Annotated in this window: 14 protein-coding genes, 1 tRNA gene and 1 pseudogene; 5 read left to right on the plus strand and 11 right to left on the minus strand. The window is 63.7% G+C overall.

Features of this window, described 5'->3' with window-relative positions:
* Positions 1–141 precede the first annotated feature (141 nt).
* Positions 142–924: a hypothetical protein gene (locus tag FJ957_RS24890; RefSeq protein WP_140835461.1), complete on the plus strand. Its 783-nt coding sequence runs from the start codon at positions 142–144 to the stop codon at positions 922–924.
* Between the two features lie 50 nt (positions 925–974).
* Here FJ957_RS24890 and FJ957_RS24895 read toward each other — a convergent pair whose 3' ends face one another.
* From FJ957_RS24895 to FJ957_RS24925, 7 genes are all read right to left on the minus strand, one after another.
* Positions 975–2,660 (minus strand): hypothetical protein, encoded by a 1,686-nt coding sequence (locus FJ957_RS24895; protein ID WP_140835462.1) that lies wholly within the window; start codon positions 2,658–2,660, stop codon positions 975–977.
* 132 nt (positions 2,661–2,792) lie between these two features.
* Positions 2,793–4,433 (minus strand): ABC transporter substrate-binding protein, encoded by a 1,641-nt coding sequence (locus FJ957_RS24900; RefSeq protein ID WP_140835463.1) that lies wholly within the window; start codon positions 4,431–4,433, stop codon positions 2,793–2,795.
* 249 nt (positions 4,434–4,682) lie between these two features.
* Positions 4,683–5,726, minus strand: coding sequence for an alpha/beta hydrolase (locus tag FJ957_RS24905; protein WP_246685956.1), 1,044 nt, complete (start codon positions 5,724–5,726; stop codon positions 4,683–4,685).
* A 5-nt stretch (positions 5,727–5,731) separates the two neighbouring features.
* The gene (locus FJ957_RS24910; RefSeq protein WP_140835465.1) at positions 5,732–6,409 is read right to left on the minus strand and encodes an isochorismatase family protein; all 678 of its coding nucleotides are present in this window, start codon (positions 6,407–6,409) and stop codon (positions 5,732–5,734) included.
* A gap of 268 nt (positions 6,410–6,677) precedes the next feature.
* Positions 6,678–7,982 carry a Xaa-Pro peptidase family protein gene (locus FJ957_RS24915; protein ID WP_140835466.1) on the minus strand — a complete coding sequence of 435 codons (1,305 nt, stop codon included), beginning with the start codon at positions 7,980–7,982 and terminating at the stop codon, positions 6,678–6,680.
* 123 nt (positions 7,983–8,105) lie between these two features.
* Positions 8,106–9,083 (minus strand): GlxA family transcriptional regulator, encoded by a 978-nt coding sequence (locus FJ957_RS24920; protein ID WP_140835467.1) that lies wholly within the window; start codon positions 9,081–9,083, stop codon positions 8,106–8,108.
* On the minus strand, positions 9,080–9,508 hold the full coding sequence (locus FJ957_RS24925) for an NUDIX domain-containing protein (RefSeq protein ID WP_140835468.1): 429 nt from the start codon (positions 9,506–9,508) through the stop codon (positions 9,080–9,082). Before FJ957_RS24925 ends, FJ957_RS24920 begins: the two co-directional genes overlap by 4 nt.
* Before the next feature lie 90 nt (positions 9,509–9,598).
* On the opposite strand from FJ957_RS24925, the gene FJ957_RS24930 reads away from it, so the two are divergent.
* Positions 9,599–10,114 carry a GAF domain-containing protein gene (locus tag FJ957_RS24930; RefSeq protein WP_140835469.1) on the plus strand — a complete coding sequence of 172 codons (516 nt, stop codon included), beginning with the start codon at positions 9,599–9,601 and terminating at the stop codon, positions 10,112–10,114.
* Between the two features lie 25 nt (positions 10,115–10,139).
* Here FJ957_RS24930 and FJ957_RS24935 read toward each other — a convergent pair whose 3' ends face one another.
* A complete protein-coding gene (locus tag FJ957_RS24935; protein WP_246685957.1) occupies positions 10,140–11,201 on the minus strand; it encodes a YeiH family protein in 1,062 nt (353 codons plus the stop codon).
* Positions 11,202–11,486: 285 nt separating this feature from the next.
* On the opposite strand from FJ957_RS24935, the gene FJ957_RS24940 reads away from it, so the two are divergent.
* Positions 11,487–12,920: an aldehyde dehydrogenase family protein gene (locus FJ957_RS24940; protein WP_140835470.1), complete on the plus strand. Its 1,434-nt coding sequence runs from the start codon at positions 11,487–11,489 to the stop codon at positions 12,918–12,920.
* An 83-nt stretch (positions 12,921–13,003) separates the two neighbouring features.
* Here the strand turns inward: FJ957_RS24940 and FJ957_RS24945 are convergent, their stop codons facing one another.
* Positions 13,004–13,786 (minus strand): aspartate/glutamate racemase family protein, encoded by a 783-nt coding sequence (locus tag FJ957_RS24945; protein ID WP_140835471.1) that lies wholly within the window; start codon positions 13,784–13,786, stop codon positions 13,004–13,006.
* A 103-nt stretch (positions 13,787–13,889) separates the two neighbouring features.
* Here FJ957_RS24945 and FJ957_RS24950 point away from each other — a divergent pair, with 103 nt between their 5' ends.
* Both FJ957_RS24950 and FJ957_RS24955 read left to right on the plus strand, forming a co-directional pair.
* Complete coding sequence (locus FJ957_RS24950) at positions 13,890–14,798, plus strand: LysR family transcriptional regulator (protein WP_181180703.1); 909 nt, start codon at positions 13,890–13,892, stop codon at positions 14,796–14,798.
* A 130-nt stretch (positions 14,799–14,928) separates the two neighbouring features.
* A pseudogene (locus tag FJ957_RS24955) lies at positions 14,929–15,123 on the plus strand (helix-turn-helix domain-containing protein); the annotation flags it as partial.
* A gap of 311 nt (positions 15,124–15,434) precedes the next feature.
* Here FJ957_RS24955 and FJ957_RS31920 read toward each other — a convergent pair.
* Both FJ957_RS31920 and FJ957_RS24960 read right to left on the minus strand, forming a co-directional pair.
* Positions 15,435–15,599, minus strand: a complete 165-nt coding sequence (locus FJ957_RS31920; protein ID WP_181177509.1) for a hypothetical protein — start codon at positions 15,597–15,599, stop codon at positions 15,435–15,437.
* 140 nt (positions 15,600–15,739) lie between these two features.
* Positions 15,740–15,813: transfer RNA gene (locus FJ957_RS24960), tRNA-Gln, on the minus strand.
* Positions 15,814–16,004: the final 191 nt, after the last annotated feature.

Raw genomic sequence — 16,004 nt, forward strand, 5'->3', positions numbered from 1 at the left:
TCCCCCTGCAACCTGCGGTTCGGGGCAGACACTGGCAATACGCCATGACAATTGCAAGCGCACTGGACGTAGCCCTTCAATCTTGGCAAATTTACTTTGAAGTCGCCGATTGGATGCGATGGTGACTCGGGGGAAATTATCATGACGACTGCAACATTGGGACGACCCGGCCGATTCGAGATCGGCAGGGTGTTCAGCAACACCTTCGGCGTGATTGGCCGAAACGTCGGACTTTGCGTGGGGTTGGCGGCTTTGTTTGCGGGTCTGCCGGCATTGCTCGTCAGGCTGTGGACCCAGCCGCAGATCGAGGCGATGATGCAGCGCGACCCCGCCACCATGGCCGACCCAGGCGCCATGTTTCGCAATTCCTACATCACCATCATCGCCGGGCTGATCTCGTTTGTGTGCGCGCTGCTGCTGCAGTCGGCGCTGGTGCGGGCGACCATCGAGGACCTCAACGGCAAGCGCCCGTCCTTCGGCGACTGCGTCCAGATTGCGATCCGCTTTCTGCTGCCGACGCTTGGCATCGGCCTTCTCGTCGGTCTCGGCGCGGGTATCGGCCTGATGCTGTTGATCGTGCCGGGCATCATCCTCTGGCTCGGCTGGTCGATGTCGGTGCCGGTTCTGATCCAGGAGCGGCGGGGCGTGTTCGGCTCGATGTCGCGCAGCCGGGTTCTGACCAAGGGCAGCCGCTGGGCACTGTTCGGCCTGTTCCTTATTCTCATCATCATCGCGATGATCATCCAGTGGGGAATATTGCTCGTTCTTGTGCTGTTCGGCGGCATCATAGCCGAGATCGGAGCCGCGCTGGTGCAGACCGTGGTGTCGATGGTGCTGTCGATCGCCACGGCGGTGAGCTACGTCGAGTTGCGCCAGGCGAAGGAAGGTGCAAGCATCGACGAACTGGCGGAGATATTCTCGTAAGGAACGCCGCGGAGCTGCGCTCGATCGAGGGGCGCCGAACCCCCGCAGCCTCAATGATAACAGCAATGGTCTGCCTGCGCGCTGGTCCGGCACAGGCACGACGAGGTTATCGCCACGTCCGCCTTGGCAAGTGCTGCCGCGAGCTTCGCCTGCAACCCCGGCAATTCCTCTTTCTCGCCGCGTCGCTTCAGGCATTCGACCAGCCCGTGCAGCGCCCAGACATTGTCCGGGTGCTGGGCGCAGCGCTGCACGGCGTCGCTCAGGCCCAGATCGTCGCGATAGACCTGCTCGGCCTCCGCCGCATGGCCCTGGTCGAGCAGGAGTGCCGCCAGCGCGTGGCGCGGCGGGTGCATCCAGGCCCATGGTTCGGTGTAGGAGAGATTATCGTCGAGCTCGACCGCGCGCCGCAGATGCCCGTAGGCCTCATCATGCCGGCCCTGGTGGTAGGCAAGCTCGCCGTCGAGCAGGGTGGCGCCGACCGCGAGCGAGGCTTTTGTCGGGTTGCTGAGGAAGCGGCGCTCCGGTGCAATGCTGTCGATTTGCCGGCTAAATAGCTCGCGCTCGCGCTCGGCTGCCGCGAATTCGCGCAGCGTCGCATGCGCCACGCCCTTGGCGTAATGCTGCAGCGCGGCGGTCACCACATAGATTTCGGGCTCGCCATTCATCGGCTCGTCGATGATCTCGCGCCAGCGCCCGAAGCGCACCTGCACATGCGATTTCATCGCATGGTAGCCCTCGACCGTCTGCGTCAGTTTCGGCCGCCCGGCAATGCTGACGACGTCGCGCGTCACCAGGCTGCGCACCTTGTCGGCGGCCCACAGGGCAGGGCGGTACTGGCCAAGGAACATGCAGGTGAACATCATCAGATGCAGGTCGTGGCAGCAGCCGAGCAGGTAATAGGTCGGCTCGCCGGCATAGGCGAGGTAGAGATCGTTGGCGCGCACCGCCTTCTCGCTGGCGATCTTCGCCTTCTCATACTCGCCGCAGAGCACATGGATGTGCCCAGGCATATGGTTCATGTGGCCGGCATCGGGGCACATCGTGCCCAGCCGCTCCGCCGAGCGCGTGCCACGCTCGGGCTGCGTCGACATTTCGAGCAGGTGGATGTGAAGATGCAGCGCCGCCGGATGCGGCGCAGCACCTGCCTCGTCCGAGAGCCGGATCGAACGTTCGCAGATCTCCAGCGCTTCGAGCACGTCGGAATTCGGTGCCGGCGCGCCGGTCTTGAGGTTCCACAGGCGCCGCACCGTGCGCATCATCAGCGCTTCGACCGTCAGCGCCATCACGTCATGGTCGTCTGGAAAGTCGCGATAGACCTGACGCATCGCGGCCGCATAGGCGTCGTCCCATTTTTCGAACTCGGCCGCGCTCACGCCATGCGGCTGCTGGAAGCGGGCGGCCAGCGCCTCGATCAGCCGCCGTTCGACAGGGCTTGCGCTTGCCGCGTTGGCTTGTGCAAGCCGCGCATGCTCGAAGCAGCGCCTGGCGACATGGTCGGCCTCGGCCTTGCCATGTTCCTTCCAGGTCAGATTGTAGAAAGGCCCGGCGGCATAGGCGATGCCCCAATGCACGAAGGCGCAGCCGGGATCGGTCTCCAGCGCCTTCTCGAAGCACTTTATCCCTTCCTCATGGTTGAAGCCGTAGCACCAGTTCAACCCGATATCGAACCAGCGCTGCGTCTCGGCCGACGATGTGGAGATGGGGCGGCGATAGGTGCCGAGATCGAAGTGGTCCATGCCTTGCTGCTTCTCGCATTCCCCCGGCGGACAGCCGGTCGGCGCACTCTGTGCTGAAAGGCAATCGCTTGGCAAATGACAAGCGGCCGGCACGGCCTTGAACGCCGCGCCGGCCACTCTGTCCTGGGAGGATCAGGACTCCAGCCAGACCTTCTCGAAATGCTGCTCGAGCGCCTGGTGCTGTTCGCAGCCCTGCACGCCCTTGCGGTAGGTGCGGTAGACCGAGCGCCAATAGGGCTGGATGATGATGCCGGAGTCGCGCAGATTGGTCTCGATCTTGGCCATGATCTCCTTGCGCGCCGCCGCGTCCGGCGTCGCAAGCGCCCTGTCGAGCAACTCGTCGAACTCCTTGTTGGCATAGGCGCTTTCATTCCAGGCCGCGCCGGACTTGTAGGCTAAAGCCAGCACCTGGACGCCGAGCGGCCGGCCGAGCCATTCGGTGCAGGAATAGGGGAACTTGCTCCAGTCATTCCAGAAAGTCGCGGCCGGCAATACCGTGCGCTTGACCTTGAGGCCCGCCTCGCGGATTTGCGCCGCGATCGCATCGGCGGTGCTCTTTTGCCATTCGATGTCGACCGAGATCAGCTCATATTCGTGGTCGGCCTTGCCGGCTTCCGAAATCAGCTTCTTGGCCTGATCGACATCGCGCACCGCAGGGCCGATATCGGCGAATTCCGGATGCATGGGGCCGACATGATGGTTGTCGGCGGGTTTCCCGCGACCGTCGAGGCCGAGCTTCAGCACTGCTGTATTATCGACGGCGAATTGGGCGGCGCGCCGCACCTTGACGTCGTCATAGGGCGCGTTGGAGACATTGAAGCGCGCGACGATGGTCGAGCCGGTGGCGATCTCGGAGTTCTGCAGGCCCATCTGGTCGGTCTGCGACACGGCGTCCGAAGCGGTCTCGTGATCGGTGTCGATCTCGCCGGATTCGAAGGCCGACAGCGTTGCGTTGGGGTCCGAGCCGTAGTCGACCCATTTGATGCCGTCGAGATAGAATTCGCCCTTCCACCAGGGCTTGTCCTTGCGCTTCACCTCCGCGCCCGTCTCGGCGTCCCAACTCACCAGCTCGCATGGGCCGGTGGTGATGGCCAAAGCCTTCTTCGGGTCGGCATCGCCCTCATAGGAGCGGTGCATGATCAGCGCCGGATAATCGGCCATGCCGGCGATCAGCGAGATGTCGGGCTTCGGCAGGTTGATCTTGACGGTATGGTCGTCGATCTTCTGGATGCCGCCGTCGACCGGCTTCTTGGTGTCGGCGTTGACCAGCGCGCCCATGCGCGCGGCGACCGAATTGCCGGCGACCGAGGCATCGCACCAGCGGTTGAGGTTGTGGATCACGTCGTCGGCGTTGAAAGTGTCGCCGTTCGACCAGGTGATGCCCTTGCGCACGTGAAGCGTGATCGTCTTGGCGTCATCGCTGGTTTCCCAGCTTTCCAGCAGCCAGGGCTCAAAGGAAAAGTCGGTGTTCCAGCGCACCAGATATTCGTTGCACTGGCGCGCGACATTCGACATCTCGACGCCGTCGAAAGTGCGCGGGTCCTTGAAGCCTTTGACGTTCATCGCCACGCGCAGCACGCCGCCCTTTTTCGGCTCGGCGGCGCGGGCAGGCGAGGGAGCGATCCCGCCCAGCGCCATCGCGCCGGCGGCGCTGACGCCGAAGCCGGCCATCAGCGCCAGGTATTCGCGCCGGCTGATCGCGCCCTTCCTGAAATCGTCGGCGATCGACTTGGCGCGCGGGTGCAGTTTTCTGTCGGTCAGCATGAATTTCATCGTCGTTCCCTCTGTTGTTGGGCGCTCCGGGGACGCCATGCGCGGGGGCGGATGCGGCCGCCGGAGCGCCATTGCCTGTTGAGCGATGATAGGTCCGCTTTCCGCGGCGAAATGTTTGGTTTTCCGCAGTTCTTGTGCGCTGTTCCGCAGGGGGACAGCTGAGGGGAGATGTCCGGTAGGACAGAGGGGGCGCTGTCCCGCCATACGTCTCAGCGGATTGGAGATGTCTTCTCAGGCAGATGTCGGACGTTAGGAAACCGAAGGGTCGCGATCCTTCGCGCTCCCCTCTGGCCTGCCGGACTTCTCCCCCACGAGTGGGGAGATTAGCGCTCCGCCACCGGCACCCAGCCTTGCAATGTCGCTGATAATCCTTCGAAACGCCGCCGCCGCGCGCGGCACCGTCGGGCGCGCCCGCAGGAAACTGTGCACCAGCCGCGGCTCCTCGCGCCACATGGCCTGCCCGCCGGCGGCGAGGATGCGGTCGCGATAGGTCTCGCCGTCCGACGACAGCGGATCGCATTCGGCGGTGACGATCACCGTCGGCGGCAGACCAGAGAAATCACGAGCCATGAGTGGAGAAAGGGTCGGGTCGTCAGGCGATTGCCCGGGCGCCGAGCGGACGCGGAGGTAGAACTCGATGTCGGCGAGCGTCAGCAGCGGCGCCTTGGCGTGCTCGACATAGGAACGCCCGCTCCCGTCGCCGCCCAGGCCAGGATAGATCAACATCTGGCCGATGGCACGCCGCGCATGTTGTCGCGTCGCTTGCGCCACCGCGGCGGCGAGGTTGCCGCCGGCGCTCTCGCCACAAAGCAAGATCGGCAGCGTGCTGGTCGCGGCGACCCGTTCGAACACGGCAAGAGCATCGTCGAAGGAGGCTGGATGCAGATGCTCCGGCGCCAGCCGATAGTCGGCCGAGACCACCTCGAAACCGGTGCCGGCGCAGATTTCGGCACAGATGTCGTCATGGCTGTCGAGATCGCCGAGCACGAAACCGCCGCCATGATGATAGACGACGATCGCCGCTGCCGCCTTGCCCGCCATGCGGTAGCGCCGGACCGGGATGGCATGCGCCGCCGTGGCGACAAGACCGTCGCTGGTCGTCACGCCTTCGGGATGTCCTTGATGGAAAGCCACGCACATTCTGTCGTACACGGCGCGCTGCTCGGCGGTCGGCGCGGCCACGATCTCCGGAGGGTACCAGCTGTCCACCTTGTCAATATAGTCCCACAGCTCCGGGTCGAGCCGATCGGCATAGTTGCCGCGCCTCGCCGAATTGCTTGGGTTGCTGGCCACTGTCGTCAGAGCTCGGCGTAAAGCCGCGCCGCGTTCTCGAAGGTGAAGCGCAGCGGCACCGAGCCCTCGACCTGCCATACGCTTACCGTATCGCCTGCCATCAGCCGGCAGGCATCGAGCGTGTTGACGACGGCGCCGCCATAGAGCCGGTTGGCGAGGTTGAGGATACCGGTCTGGTGCATGGCCGCACTTGCACTGCCGCAGGCGTCCTTGACCAGCAGCACGCGAAAACCGCGCGCCACCGCGTCCTTCACCGTGGCGTCGATGCAGGCCTCGGTCCAGACGCCGGCGATCACCAGCCATTCGATGCCGGCTGCCTTGAGCTTGTCGCCGAAATCGTTCTTGCCGAAGGCGCTGGCTTCCTGCTTGACCAGAGTGGCTTCGCCGTTTTGCGGCGCCACCTCATGGCAGATCGCCGTCAGCGGATCGTCCTTGTCGGAGAAGGCCGACTTGCCGCTTTCGTCCACCGGGTGGAAAGGCCGCGCCTCGGCGAGGTCGACGATATAGGCCCAGTGGTGGAGCGGCACGAAATTGCGCCGCGCCGCCTCCTGCAGGCGCTGCACATTGGCGAGGATGTCGGCAAACCCCTCGACCAGATAGCGTCTGTCCTTGCGATGCTCCTCCTGGAGATCGATGAACACCGCGGCCACCGTGCCGCGTCGAATGGAAATGGGCGTTTTCATGCGTATGCTCAAACTTCGTCATTCCAGGGCGAAGCAGCCGCGCAGCGGCGTCGCGAAGACCCTGGAATCCATGCCGGTACCTTGATCGTCAATTGCTGCCTAACAGAATTCCGCACCGCGGCGAAGCGGAGACGGAACGGCATGGCTTCTAGGGTCTGCGCCGCGTCACTTCGCTCCTTGCTTCGCCCTGGAATGATGACGGCACAGGTGTTGCGGCCAATCGCCAAGGCTTGCGATGCCGGACCGGCGCTCATCGTGCTTGCCTGCATCAAACCTGCGGCTCCAGAAACTCGTCCTCATAAGGAAAGCGCGAGAGCAGTTCGGTGCCGGTCTCGGTGATCAGGATCTCGTCCTCGAGCTTGACGCCTTCGCGGCCGCCTTTCTCGCCGATGTAGCTTTCCACGCTCACCACCATGCCGGGCACGATGATGCCGTCGCGGCCATAGGTCTCGTAGTCCATCGAGTGCGCGATGAAAGGCGTTTCGCCATGCATGCCGACGCCGTGCATGACCGAGGTGTAGCGCTGGTCGACGAAGCGATCGGGGATTTTCCAGGCCTTCTCGGCAATCTCGCGGAACGCCATGCCGGGCTTCACGATCCCGATATTGTGCTGCACCTGGTCGTGCGCCATGCGGTAAAGCGATTTCTGATAGGGCGTCGGCTTGCCCGGGCCGCAGCGGAAGGTGCGCGAGAAGTCGGAATAATAGCCGTAGCAGCCGATCGTGTCGGTATCGAGCGCCAGCAATTCGCCCGGCCTGATCTTGCGGCCGCTCGCCTCGTTGAACCATGGATTGGTGCGCTGTCCCGAGGTGAGCAACCGGGTCTCGATGAACTCGCCGCCTTGCCGGATCACCTCGCCATACATGATGGCGAACAACTCGTTCTCTGAAACGCCGGGCTTGATCGCCTCGCGCACCGCCGCCACCGCGGCTTCAGCGCCGGCCATCGACACCTGCAGGCATTTGACTTCCTCCGGTGTCTTCACCGCGCGCACGGCGAGAATCTCGCCCTGGCAATCGCGCACCTCGCAGCCGCGCTTTTCCAAAGCCAGCGCCTGGAGATGGCTGCAGCGGTCGAGCCCGAGCTTCATCGATCCGCCGCCATGCTTCTTCAGAAGCTCGGTGATCTCATCCGCGAACGGTCCGGCGGTCTCGTCATCGCGGCCGGAGACAGAGGACCAGACGAGTTTGGACGGCCGCGCCTCGTCGATCGTGTCGAGCACCATCGAGACGTGGTAGCTCTGCGGATATTCGAACAGCACGATCGGCCCTTCGGTTGGGATGAAGAAGTACCGCGTCGAGTTGCGCAGGAAATAGCCGAACATGTTGCGCGAGCCGGTGGCGTAGCGCTGGTTGTAGGGGTCGAACAGCACGACACCGCCATAGCCCGCCTCGCGCATCCAGCCGCGCAGTTTTGCCAGCCGGCCTTTACGCAAGGCATCGGCGTCGATGAAGGACGGCTCGGTGTCGGACAGCCACATGCCGCCGGCTGGATCGGCCGCGGCCGGATGGCGCATGCGGTCCTTGAAGTCCACATCCTCGGTGCTGTCGGGGTCGAAAACGACGATGCTCATGCGGGGGTCTCCTGATGCGGAGAACATGAGCTATGCGTCACGCAAAGTGTGTGCGGATTCCCGCAGATGTCGTGCCGAATGCCGCGCCAACGACGAAGGAAACGTAGAGCCGCACCATTCCAACTAATGCCGCCGCATCGCCTTCGGCGCGTGACCATGTTCCTCGCGAAACGCCCTCGCAAAGCTCGACATCGACGCAAAACCGCAGGCCAGCGCCACATCGCGCACCATCAGCGTCGAATGCGCCAACAGGTCGGCCGCGCGCTTCAGCCGCAGCCGCCGGTAATATCCGTTGGGCGAGACATCCAGTTCGGCGCGGAAATTGCGCTCGAGCTTGTCGGACGACACGCCGAGCCTTGCCGCCAGCTCCGCCATGCCGAGCCGCTCTTCCACAGCATCCTCCATGATGGCGATGGCCGACAGCACCAGCTCGTTCTGGACGCCGGTGCGCAGCCTGAGCGGCATCAGCTTGCGGTCGACGCTGGAGCGCAACGGAGAATGTACGAACCATTCGGCGACGCCCGCCGCGATCTCGGCGCCACAGTCGCGCGTGATGATCTCCAGCATCATGTCGAGGCTGCCGACGCCGCCGGCCGAGGTGAAGCGCTTGCGGTCGATGACGAAGAGATCGCGCCGAAGCTCGATATCCGGAAAAGCTTCGGTGAAGGCGGCCTGGCTGGTCCAGTGCAAGGTGCAGGCATGGCCGTCGAGCAGACCGGCGCGGGCGAGGAAAAAGGCGGCGTCGGCGACAGCGCCGATATGCGCGCCGCCGCGCAGGCTTTTGCGGATCCAGCTCATCGCCTCGTCGGCCACGACATGGTCGGCATCGCCGCCCGAGCATACAACGATGCGGTCGACCTTCGGCGCGTCGGAGGCGCAAAAGCCCGGCTGGATGACGACGCCGTTGGAGGCCTCGACCGCGCCCCGGTCTGCGCCGACGATCACCCAGCGGTAGCATTCGCGCCTGGCAAGCACGTTGGCCGCGCGCAGCGGCTCGATGACGGAAGAAAACGCCATCATTGGAAAGCCGGGAAAGACCAGCACCGCGAAGGTCAAAGGCGCTCCGCCTGCCGCCTGTCTTGGCTGGTTGCGTGAACTCATGGCTGGCGGCCGTAGCGCGGCAGCACGATATCGGCGGTAAGCGGCGCGAGTTCCATGCCGCTCGCCAGCTCCGGGTTCAGCCAGATCATCTCCTCGATCTCGGCCGCCGGGACCGGCTCGCCTGTGATGGAGAGTTCGAACAGCTCGGCCTCGACGCGGGTGTCAGGCTCATTGGCGGCGGGCGCGGAGAAAGAACCGAGATGGAAGGCCTCGACCGGATCGACGGCAACGCCCAGCTCCTCGCGCAATTCGCGCGCAAGGGCGGCGGCCGGCAACTCGCCCGGCTCGATCTTGCCGCCGGCCTGCATGAAGGCGCTGGTACCGCGCTTACTCATCAGAAGCAGCCTGCCGTCGTCGTCGCGGATGATAGCGGCGGCGATGCGGATCGTCCTGGCCTTCGCTGATCTGGAATGACTGGAGGTCACGATAGGCTGTTTCCCAACGGCGGTTTTGGTGGCACAGAGAAGTGAACTGTAGCTGGCCGCGCGGCCGGCTTGCAACGGAGAGATCAAGCGATGTTCGCGGCAACGGCAATCGACACAAGCAACAAGCCGGCCTTCTACAAGGAGTTGGCCACGCAATTGAAAGCGCTGCTGGAAGGCGAGGGCGATTCCGTCGCCAATGCCGCCAACACGGCGGCGCTGATCTACCAGATGGTGCCCGACCTCAACTGGGCCGGCTTCTATTTCCTCGCCTCCGAGGACGAGCTGGTGCTCGGGCCCTTCCAGGGCAAGCCCGCCTGCGTTCGCATCGCCGTCGGCAAGGGCGTCTGCGGCAAGGCCATCGAGCTCGACATGTCGATGCTGGTCAAGGACGTCAACGAATTTCCCGGCCACATCGCCTGCGATGCCGATTCGCGTTCCGAGCTGGTGGTGCTTTTGCGCGACGCTGAAGGCGCGTTCGGCGTGCTCGACCTCGACAGCCCGCTGCCCGGGCGCTTCGACAAGGAAGACCAGGCCGGCATCGAGAAACTCGCCGCGATCTACGTCGCGGCGTGTGAGTTCGAGGACGAAGACGAAGACGAAGACTGAAAGGTGAGGCCGGCCCCGGCCTGCCTCAGGCGAACCTTACCAGCACCAGGCTGAAGCCCGCGATGAAGATGAATGCCGAGAAGGCCAGCATCAGAGGCCGAAGGCCCCGCGAGCGCAGCTCGGAAATGTCGGCCTGAAGGCCCATGGCGGCGAGCCCCATGGTCAGCATGACCTGCGCGGCTAAAGCGATCACCGAGTGGAGCTGGGCCGGGATCGCGACCAGGCTGTTCAGCGCCACGATCGCGACGAAAGCAGCCACGAACCAGGGCATCGGCGGCTTTGCGCCGGATGCGTCGGTGCTGCCGCGGCGCGCCATCAGGCCGAGCGCGATCACCATCGGCGCCAGCATGGCGACACGCGTCAGCTTGGCGACGGTCGCGGTCTCGCCGGAGAGCGTGCCGTTCTGGAAACCGGCGCCGATCACCTGCGCCACCTCGTGGATCGAGGCTCCCGCCCACAGACCGAATGCGTGCTGATCGAGCCCAAGCACGGGTGCCAGCAGTGGGAAGACTAGCATGGCGACGGTGCCGAACAGCGTGATGGCGGCAACGGCATAGGTGACGTCCTCGTCGCGCGCATCGGTGACGATGTTGGTGGCGACGATCGCCGAGGCGCCGCAGATCGAGGTGCCGGCGGCGATGAGTTGCGCGAGCTTCCGGTCGACGCCGATCAGCCGGCCGAGCGTGACGGTGAAGAGGAAGGTGGCGCCGAGCGTGGCGGCGACGATGCCGACGCCGTCGAGGCCGATGCCCGCTACCTGGCCGAGCGTGAGCTGGAAGCCCAGCAGCACGATGGCGAAGCGCAGCAGGCGCTTTTGCGAAAAGGCGATGCCGGCCTTGGCATGGGCAGGAAGGCCGAGCACGTTGGAATAGACCATGCCGGCGACGACCGCCAGGATCATCGGGCTGAACAAGGTGAGGCCGGAGAAACCGCGCGCAGAATAAGCGACGCTGGTGATCATCGCCACCAGCACCAGTCCCGGCACGACGCCGGTTGAGATCGAGTTTGGAGCAGGGCGCTTGCGCTCGGCGTTGGCCGAGTTCAGGCGATTTGGAAGATCGTTCGCGGTGGCGGGCAGGAAAGACAATTCAATTCTCCAGGCACTTTCGCAGTCGGAATGCCATTCCAGAACCAATCTTTCCAACGAATTATTCGAGTTATAATGATCGATTTTTTCGAACGATGAGGAGCGGGCCGCCGGATCGGGCGATATGCCTGCCGTGTCGACGCTGCCGGCTTGACAGCGCCTGACGCGCTGGCTCAAACACTTCAAGCTTGCGTTTGACAGAGCACATGCCGCATCGTTATTTCTGGCGGTATACGACGATCACTTCATCACAATCGAGCAAGGCGGCCCGCAGGGAGCGAAACCATGTCACACGATCTGCAGTTCTATATCGACGGCGCCTGGGTCGATCCCGTGGTGCCGAACGCTCTCGACGTCATCGACCCCTCGAACGAAGACGCTTTCGCCCAGATTTCACTCGGCTCCAAGGCCGATGTCGACAAGGCGGTGGCCGCCGCCAAGCGCGCTTTCGCCACTTTCGGCTTCACCTCGGTCGAGGAACGGCTCGATATCCTCAACCGCGTCATCGAAGTCTACAAGAAGCGCAGCAAGGACCTCGCGCTCGCCGTTTCGCGCGAGATGGGCGCGCCGCGGCAGATGGCGCTGGACAGCCAGGTCGGGGTCGGCCAGGCACATCTGGAAAAGATGGCCGAGGTGCTGAAGAGCTTCCAGTTCCGTCATGTCAAAGGCTCCTCGCTCATCGTCAAGGAGCCGATCGGCGTCGTCGGCCTGATCACGCCGTGGAACTGGCCGCTCAACCAGATCACCTGCAAGGTCGGTCCCGCGCTTGCCGCCGGCTGCACAATGGTGCTCAAACCGTCCGAGATCGCGCCGCTCGACGCCATCATCTTCGCCGAGATCATCGACGAGGCCGGCGTGCCGAAGGGCGTCTTCAACCTCGTCAACGGCGACGGCCCGGGGGTAGGCCAGGCGTTGGCCAGCCATCCGGATGTCGACATGATGTCCTTCACCGGTTCGACCCGCGCCGGCATCCAGGTCGCCAAGGCGGCGGCCGACACGGTCAAGCGCGTGCATCAGGAGCTCGGCGGCAAGTCGGCCAACATCCTGTTCCCCGATGTCGATCTGGAGCGGGCCGTCACCAAGGGCGTCGCCGGCTGCTTCGGCAACAGCGGCCAGTCCTGCAACGCGCCGACCCGCATGTTCGTGCCGCGCGACCGTCACGACGAGGCGGCGGGCTACGCCAAAAGGGCGGCGGAGAAATTCACCGTCGGCCCGGCCGACGCGCCCACGTCCAAGCTCGGCCCGGTGGTGAGCCAGATCCAGTTCGACAAGATTCAAGATTTGATCCAGAGCGGCATCGACGAGGGCGCCACGCTGGTCGCCGGCGGCCCCGGTCGCCCGGCCGAGCTCAACCGCGGCTACTACGTCCGCCCGACCGTCTTCGCCAATGTCACGCACGACATGCGCATCGCCAGCGAGGAAATCTTCGGGCCGGTTCTGTCGATCATGCCGTACGACACGGTCGAGCAGGCGGTCGAGCAGGCCAACGACACCGTCTTCGGCCTTGCCTCCTACATCCAGGCCAGGGACATCGAGAAGGCGCGCCAGGTTGCGGCGCGCATGCGCTCCGGCAGTGTCTATATCAACTATCCGACCTGGGACGCGGGCCTGCCCTTCGGCGGCTACAAGCAGTCCGGTAACGGCCGCGAATATGCCGAATACGGCCTGGAGGATTTCCTCGAGATCAAGGGTATCGCCGGTTACGAGGCGGCGGAGTAGGGCGCTCGGAGACCAGGCCTCCGAAGAAGCTTAAGAAGGGCGCGGCCTCGGTCGCGCCTTTTCATTTGGACTGACCTCGCAGGTCAGACGTGGCCGTAGAAATCCCGGTGCACGGCGACGGTATAGGCGTAGTCCAGCAAGGTCGACCAGCTGAACACGGGCATGTCGATTTCGCGCTGTATCGCCCGGCCAAAGGGCTGAAACCCGGTGCACTCCAAGACCATAGCTCCCATGTCCGAATGGGCGGCGGCGAAATCCTTCGCGACCTTGACGATGTCGCGCTCGGCCAGGCCGTAATCCGCGGTAGGGATTTCGGGCCGGATGTCCTTCGTCCAGAGATTGTCGAACTGGGGCGTCTTGCCGTCATCCTTGGCGCCGTGGACGACATAGTTCGTTCCGAGCGTCACGCCGACCGAAGTCAGGTGCCGGTCACTGAGCCGGTCGCCCTCGGCGACGAGAATGCCGACGACCCTTTCGGGACCGATGATCATCTGGGCGAGGGGCACCTGCAGCAGGCTCGACGCGAAAACCGGCACATCGACGCTGGCCGCGATCTCCTTCTGGAACCAGGCGAAGTAGCCGCATTCGGCGGCGATCGCGCGACATCCCATGCGTTCCAGCTTCCGCGCGGCCCTGACAATCGGCTCGAGCAGGGCTTTCTTGTCGTCGCCGCGGACGAGGTTCTGGATGTCGACGCCTTCGGCGATTTCATACTGGATCGGGAACGGATAGGCGCTGGCGTTCCGCACGTCGCCGGGGAACCCGGGATACACCTCGTCCAGGATGATGATGCCAAGGCCCATTCCATAGCAGGAATGATTTTTGCGGGCATGAATTCGTTGAACCCCTGAATCGCGAGCCGTCATCCAAATCTCCGCACATCGTTGCGGCGAAGCTAGTTGCTTATGAATGCGCCAGGAAATAGCGTTTCGTTATGATCATCCAAAGACGCTTATGAAGGTGCCCGTCATGCTTTCCCGACGCGGTGAGATATCCGTGCGCCGTGTGCGCAGCCTGCTGACGGTGCTGGAATTGAACTCGTTCACCCAGGCCGCGGAAGAGCTGGGCCTTACCCAGCCGGCCATTTCGCAGCACGTCACGCAACTGGAAAAGCAATTGGGCTTCACGCTTCTGGTCCGCGACCGCGAAGGGCTTCGGCTCAGCCCCGCCGGCAGTTCGCTGCTGCCCGGGCTGCGGCGGCTTGTTGCGGGCAACGAGGCGATCGTCGATCAGCTCGCTTCGCTCAGCCTCGGCACCGAGCAGATCCTGCGGGTTGCAAGCGTGGCGTCCTTCGCTGCGATGTTCATTGGCCCCGCCTTCCATGCGCTGCGGCCCCGATTCCTCAACCATGTGCTCGATATCGTGGAGATCGACAGCGAAGAGACGTTTCAACTCGTGAGGTCGAACGAAATCGATTTCGGCATCAGCAGCGTGTTCGTTCCGTCGCCTGGCCTGCTGTTCGAGTTGCTCTGCCAGGACGGCGCCTGCGTCGTCCTGTCGACATCGCATCCTCTCGCCGCCAGATCCGAGCTTGCCGACGAAGAGGTGCTTGCCGAACCTTTCATCCGCTTTCCCTCGGGAACGACATCGGGCAATTGGCTGGCCATGATGTCGGAGCGGTCCGGCCTGCAGCCGAGAACCGCCGTCGAGGTGCGCCAGCTTATGACCGGCTGCCAGCTCGCACAGCAGAACATCGGCCTGACCGTCGTCCCCGAGATCGCCGCCAGATCGTGCCCTCTGCCCGGCCTTGCCGTGATTCCCTTGCGCGATGGCCTGCCGCCGAGAAAGCTGGGTGTGGTCACCAGCGAGTTTCACCAGCCCTCCCAATTCGAGACTGCCGTTCTCTCGGAGCTTCGAGCAATGACCTTTGCCGCCTGAGGGCAAATGAGGCCTTTGATTTTTTTGCATGCCCTTCCCGAGAGATGGGTGACAGTTCATTCCGGATAGATGGGTTACACTTTCGGCCCTTTGCGAGGAGAGCAAGGTGCCTTGGAAGGAGTGTAACGTCATGGAAGAGCGGCTGAAGTTCATCGCCCGGCTGCTGGACGGCGAGAAGATGGCCGTGCTTTGCCGTGAGTTCGATATCTCGCGCAAGACCGGCTACAAGATTCTCACGCGCTACAACGACAGCGGCCTTGAAGGGCTGACGGATCGGTCGCGTCGGCCCTACCGCCATGCCAATCAGCTTCCGTTTCAAATCGAGAAGCGAGGCTGGGCCCTTAGCGGCCCGACAGTTCCGCGCTCTGTTGGGGTGCGTTGGGTTGAACTGCCGGACCTAACCGACTCGGGTCAGGGTGTGGGAGTCGGCTAGGAGCTGAGGCTAAATTAGCAATCTTGTATTGATATAGATTTTTATGTCTTTTCCACCGGTTTCGGTGAACTCGCCGGGCGAGGCCCCCAACTACAGCCTCAAGCCCGACGAGCTGCCGGGGATCAACCCGGCAATCTCTGCTGTGCAAGGCTGATGCCAGCGTTTCCGTCCTACAACGATACAGCCAGCCAATAAGCCGAGACTCAGCGAACTGGCAGTAGAGCAGCCAGGGCCGGCGCGGCCATCAGGGCGCTTGCCGCCATCTCGAGCACATCGCGCTGCCGATAGCGCCAAACCGCGTTGGCGACCATCGCAACGCCGATTGCGGCGATGTAAAGCGGAACACGGTTCTCTGATTCATGTCGCATCCATGTCGCGTGGAGTTGCCGTCAATCAGCGGGAACCGTTGGAAATCAACGGTATTGGCTCGCAACATGGCGCGACAAGAAAATGCACCAAGCGCAAAGTTTGTGCTTGCATAAACATTTGAAATTGCTTGGTAAATTGATGGCTGGGGAACCTGGATTCGAACCAGGACTAACGGAGTCAGAGTCCGTGGGTCTACCGTTAACCTATTCCCCAGCAGGCGCGATTGGTATCGCGCGAAGCGGGCGGCTCATGCGCCGCGAGCGCTGCCTTGTAGCCGCCATCGAAAAATAGTCAAGCCCGCAGCAGAGATCAACCGCAGGCTTTTTGAGCCTTTGTCCGATGCATGTCGTTCCCCCAAAACCGCTCCGCGCTTTTTGGGCGACATGCATTGGCTCCGCCGCCAG

It is taken from the genome of Mesorhizobium sp. B2-4-6, from assembly GCF_006442775.1.
In the GTDB taxonomy this organism is placed as follows: domain Bacteria; phylum Pseudomonadota; class Alphaproteobacteria; order Rhizobiales; family Rhizobiaceae; genus Mesorhizobium.

What these genes read in the sequence shown, in the direction of transcription:
- FJ957_RS24945 (WP_140835471.1), bottom strand. Translation starts at nt 13,786, where the DNA reads ATGACGGCTCGCGATTCAGGGGTTCAACGAATTCATGCCCGCAAAAAT.
- FJ957_RS24950 (WP_181180703.1), top strand. Translation starts at nt 13,890, where the DNA reads ATGCTTTCCCGACGCGGTGAGATATCCGTGCGCCGTGTGCGCAGCCTG.
- FJ957_RS31920 (WP_181177509.1), bottom strand. Translation starts at nt 15,599, where the DNA reads ATGCGACATGAATCAGAGAACCGTGTTCCGCTTTACATCGCCGCAATC.
- FJ957_RS24930 (WP_140835469.1), top strand. Translation starts at nt 9,599, where the DNA reads ATGTTCGCGGCAACGGCAATCGACACAAGCAACAAGCCGGCCTTCTAC.
- FJ957_RS24900 (WP_140835463.1), bottom strand. Translation starts at nt 4,433, where the DNA reads ATGAAATTCATGCTGACCGACAGAAAACTGCACCCGCGCGCCAAGTCG.
- FJ957_RS24940 (WP_140835470.1), top strand. Translation starts at nt 11,487, where the DNA reads ATGTCACACGATCTGCAGTTCTATATCGACGGCGCCTGGGTCGATCCC.
- FJ957_RS24910 (WP_140835465.1), bottom strand. Translation starts at nt 6,409, where the DNA reads ATGAAAACGCCCATTTCCATTCGACGCGGCACGGTGGCCGCGGTGTTC.
- FJ957_RS24920 (WP_140835467.1), bottom strand. Translation starts at nt 9,083, where the DNA reads ATGAGTTCACGCAACCAGCCAAGACAGGCGGCAGGCGGAGCGCCTTTG.
- FJ957_RS24895 (WP_140835462.1), bottom strand. Translation starts at nt 2,660, where the DNA reads ATGGACCACTTCGATCTCGGCACCTATCGCCGCCCCATCTCCACATCG.
- FJ957_RS24890 (WP_140835461.1), top strand. Translation starts at nt 142, where the DNA reads ATGACGACTGCAACATTGGGACGACCCGGCCGATTCGAGATCGGCAGG.
- FJ957_RS24915 (WP_140835466.1), bottom strand. Translation starts at nt 7,982, where the DNA reads ATGAGCATCGTCGTTTTCGACCCCGACAGCACCGAGGATGTGGACTTC.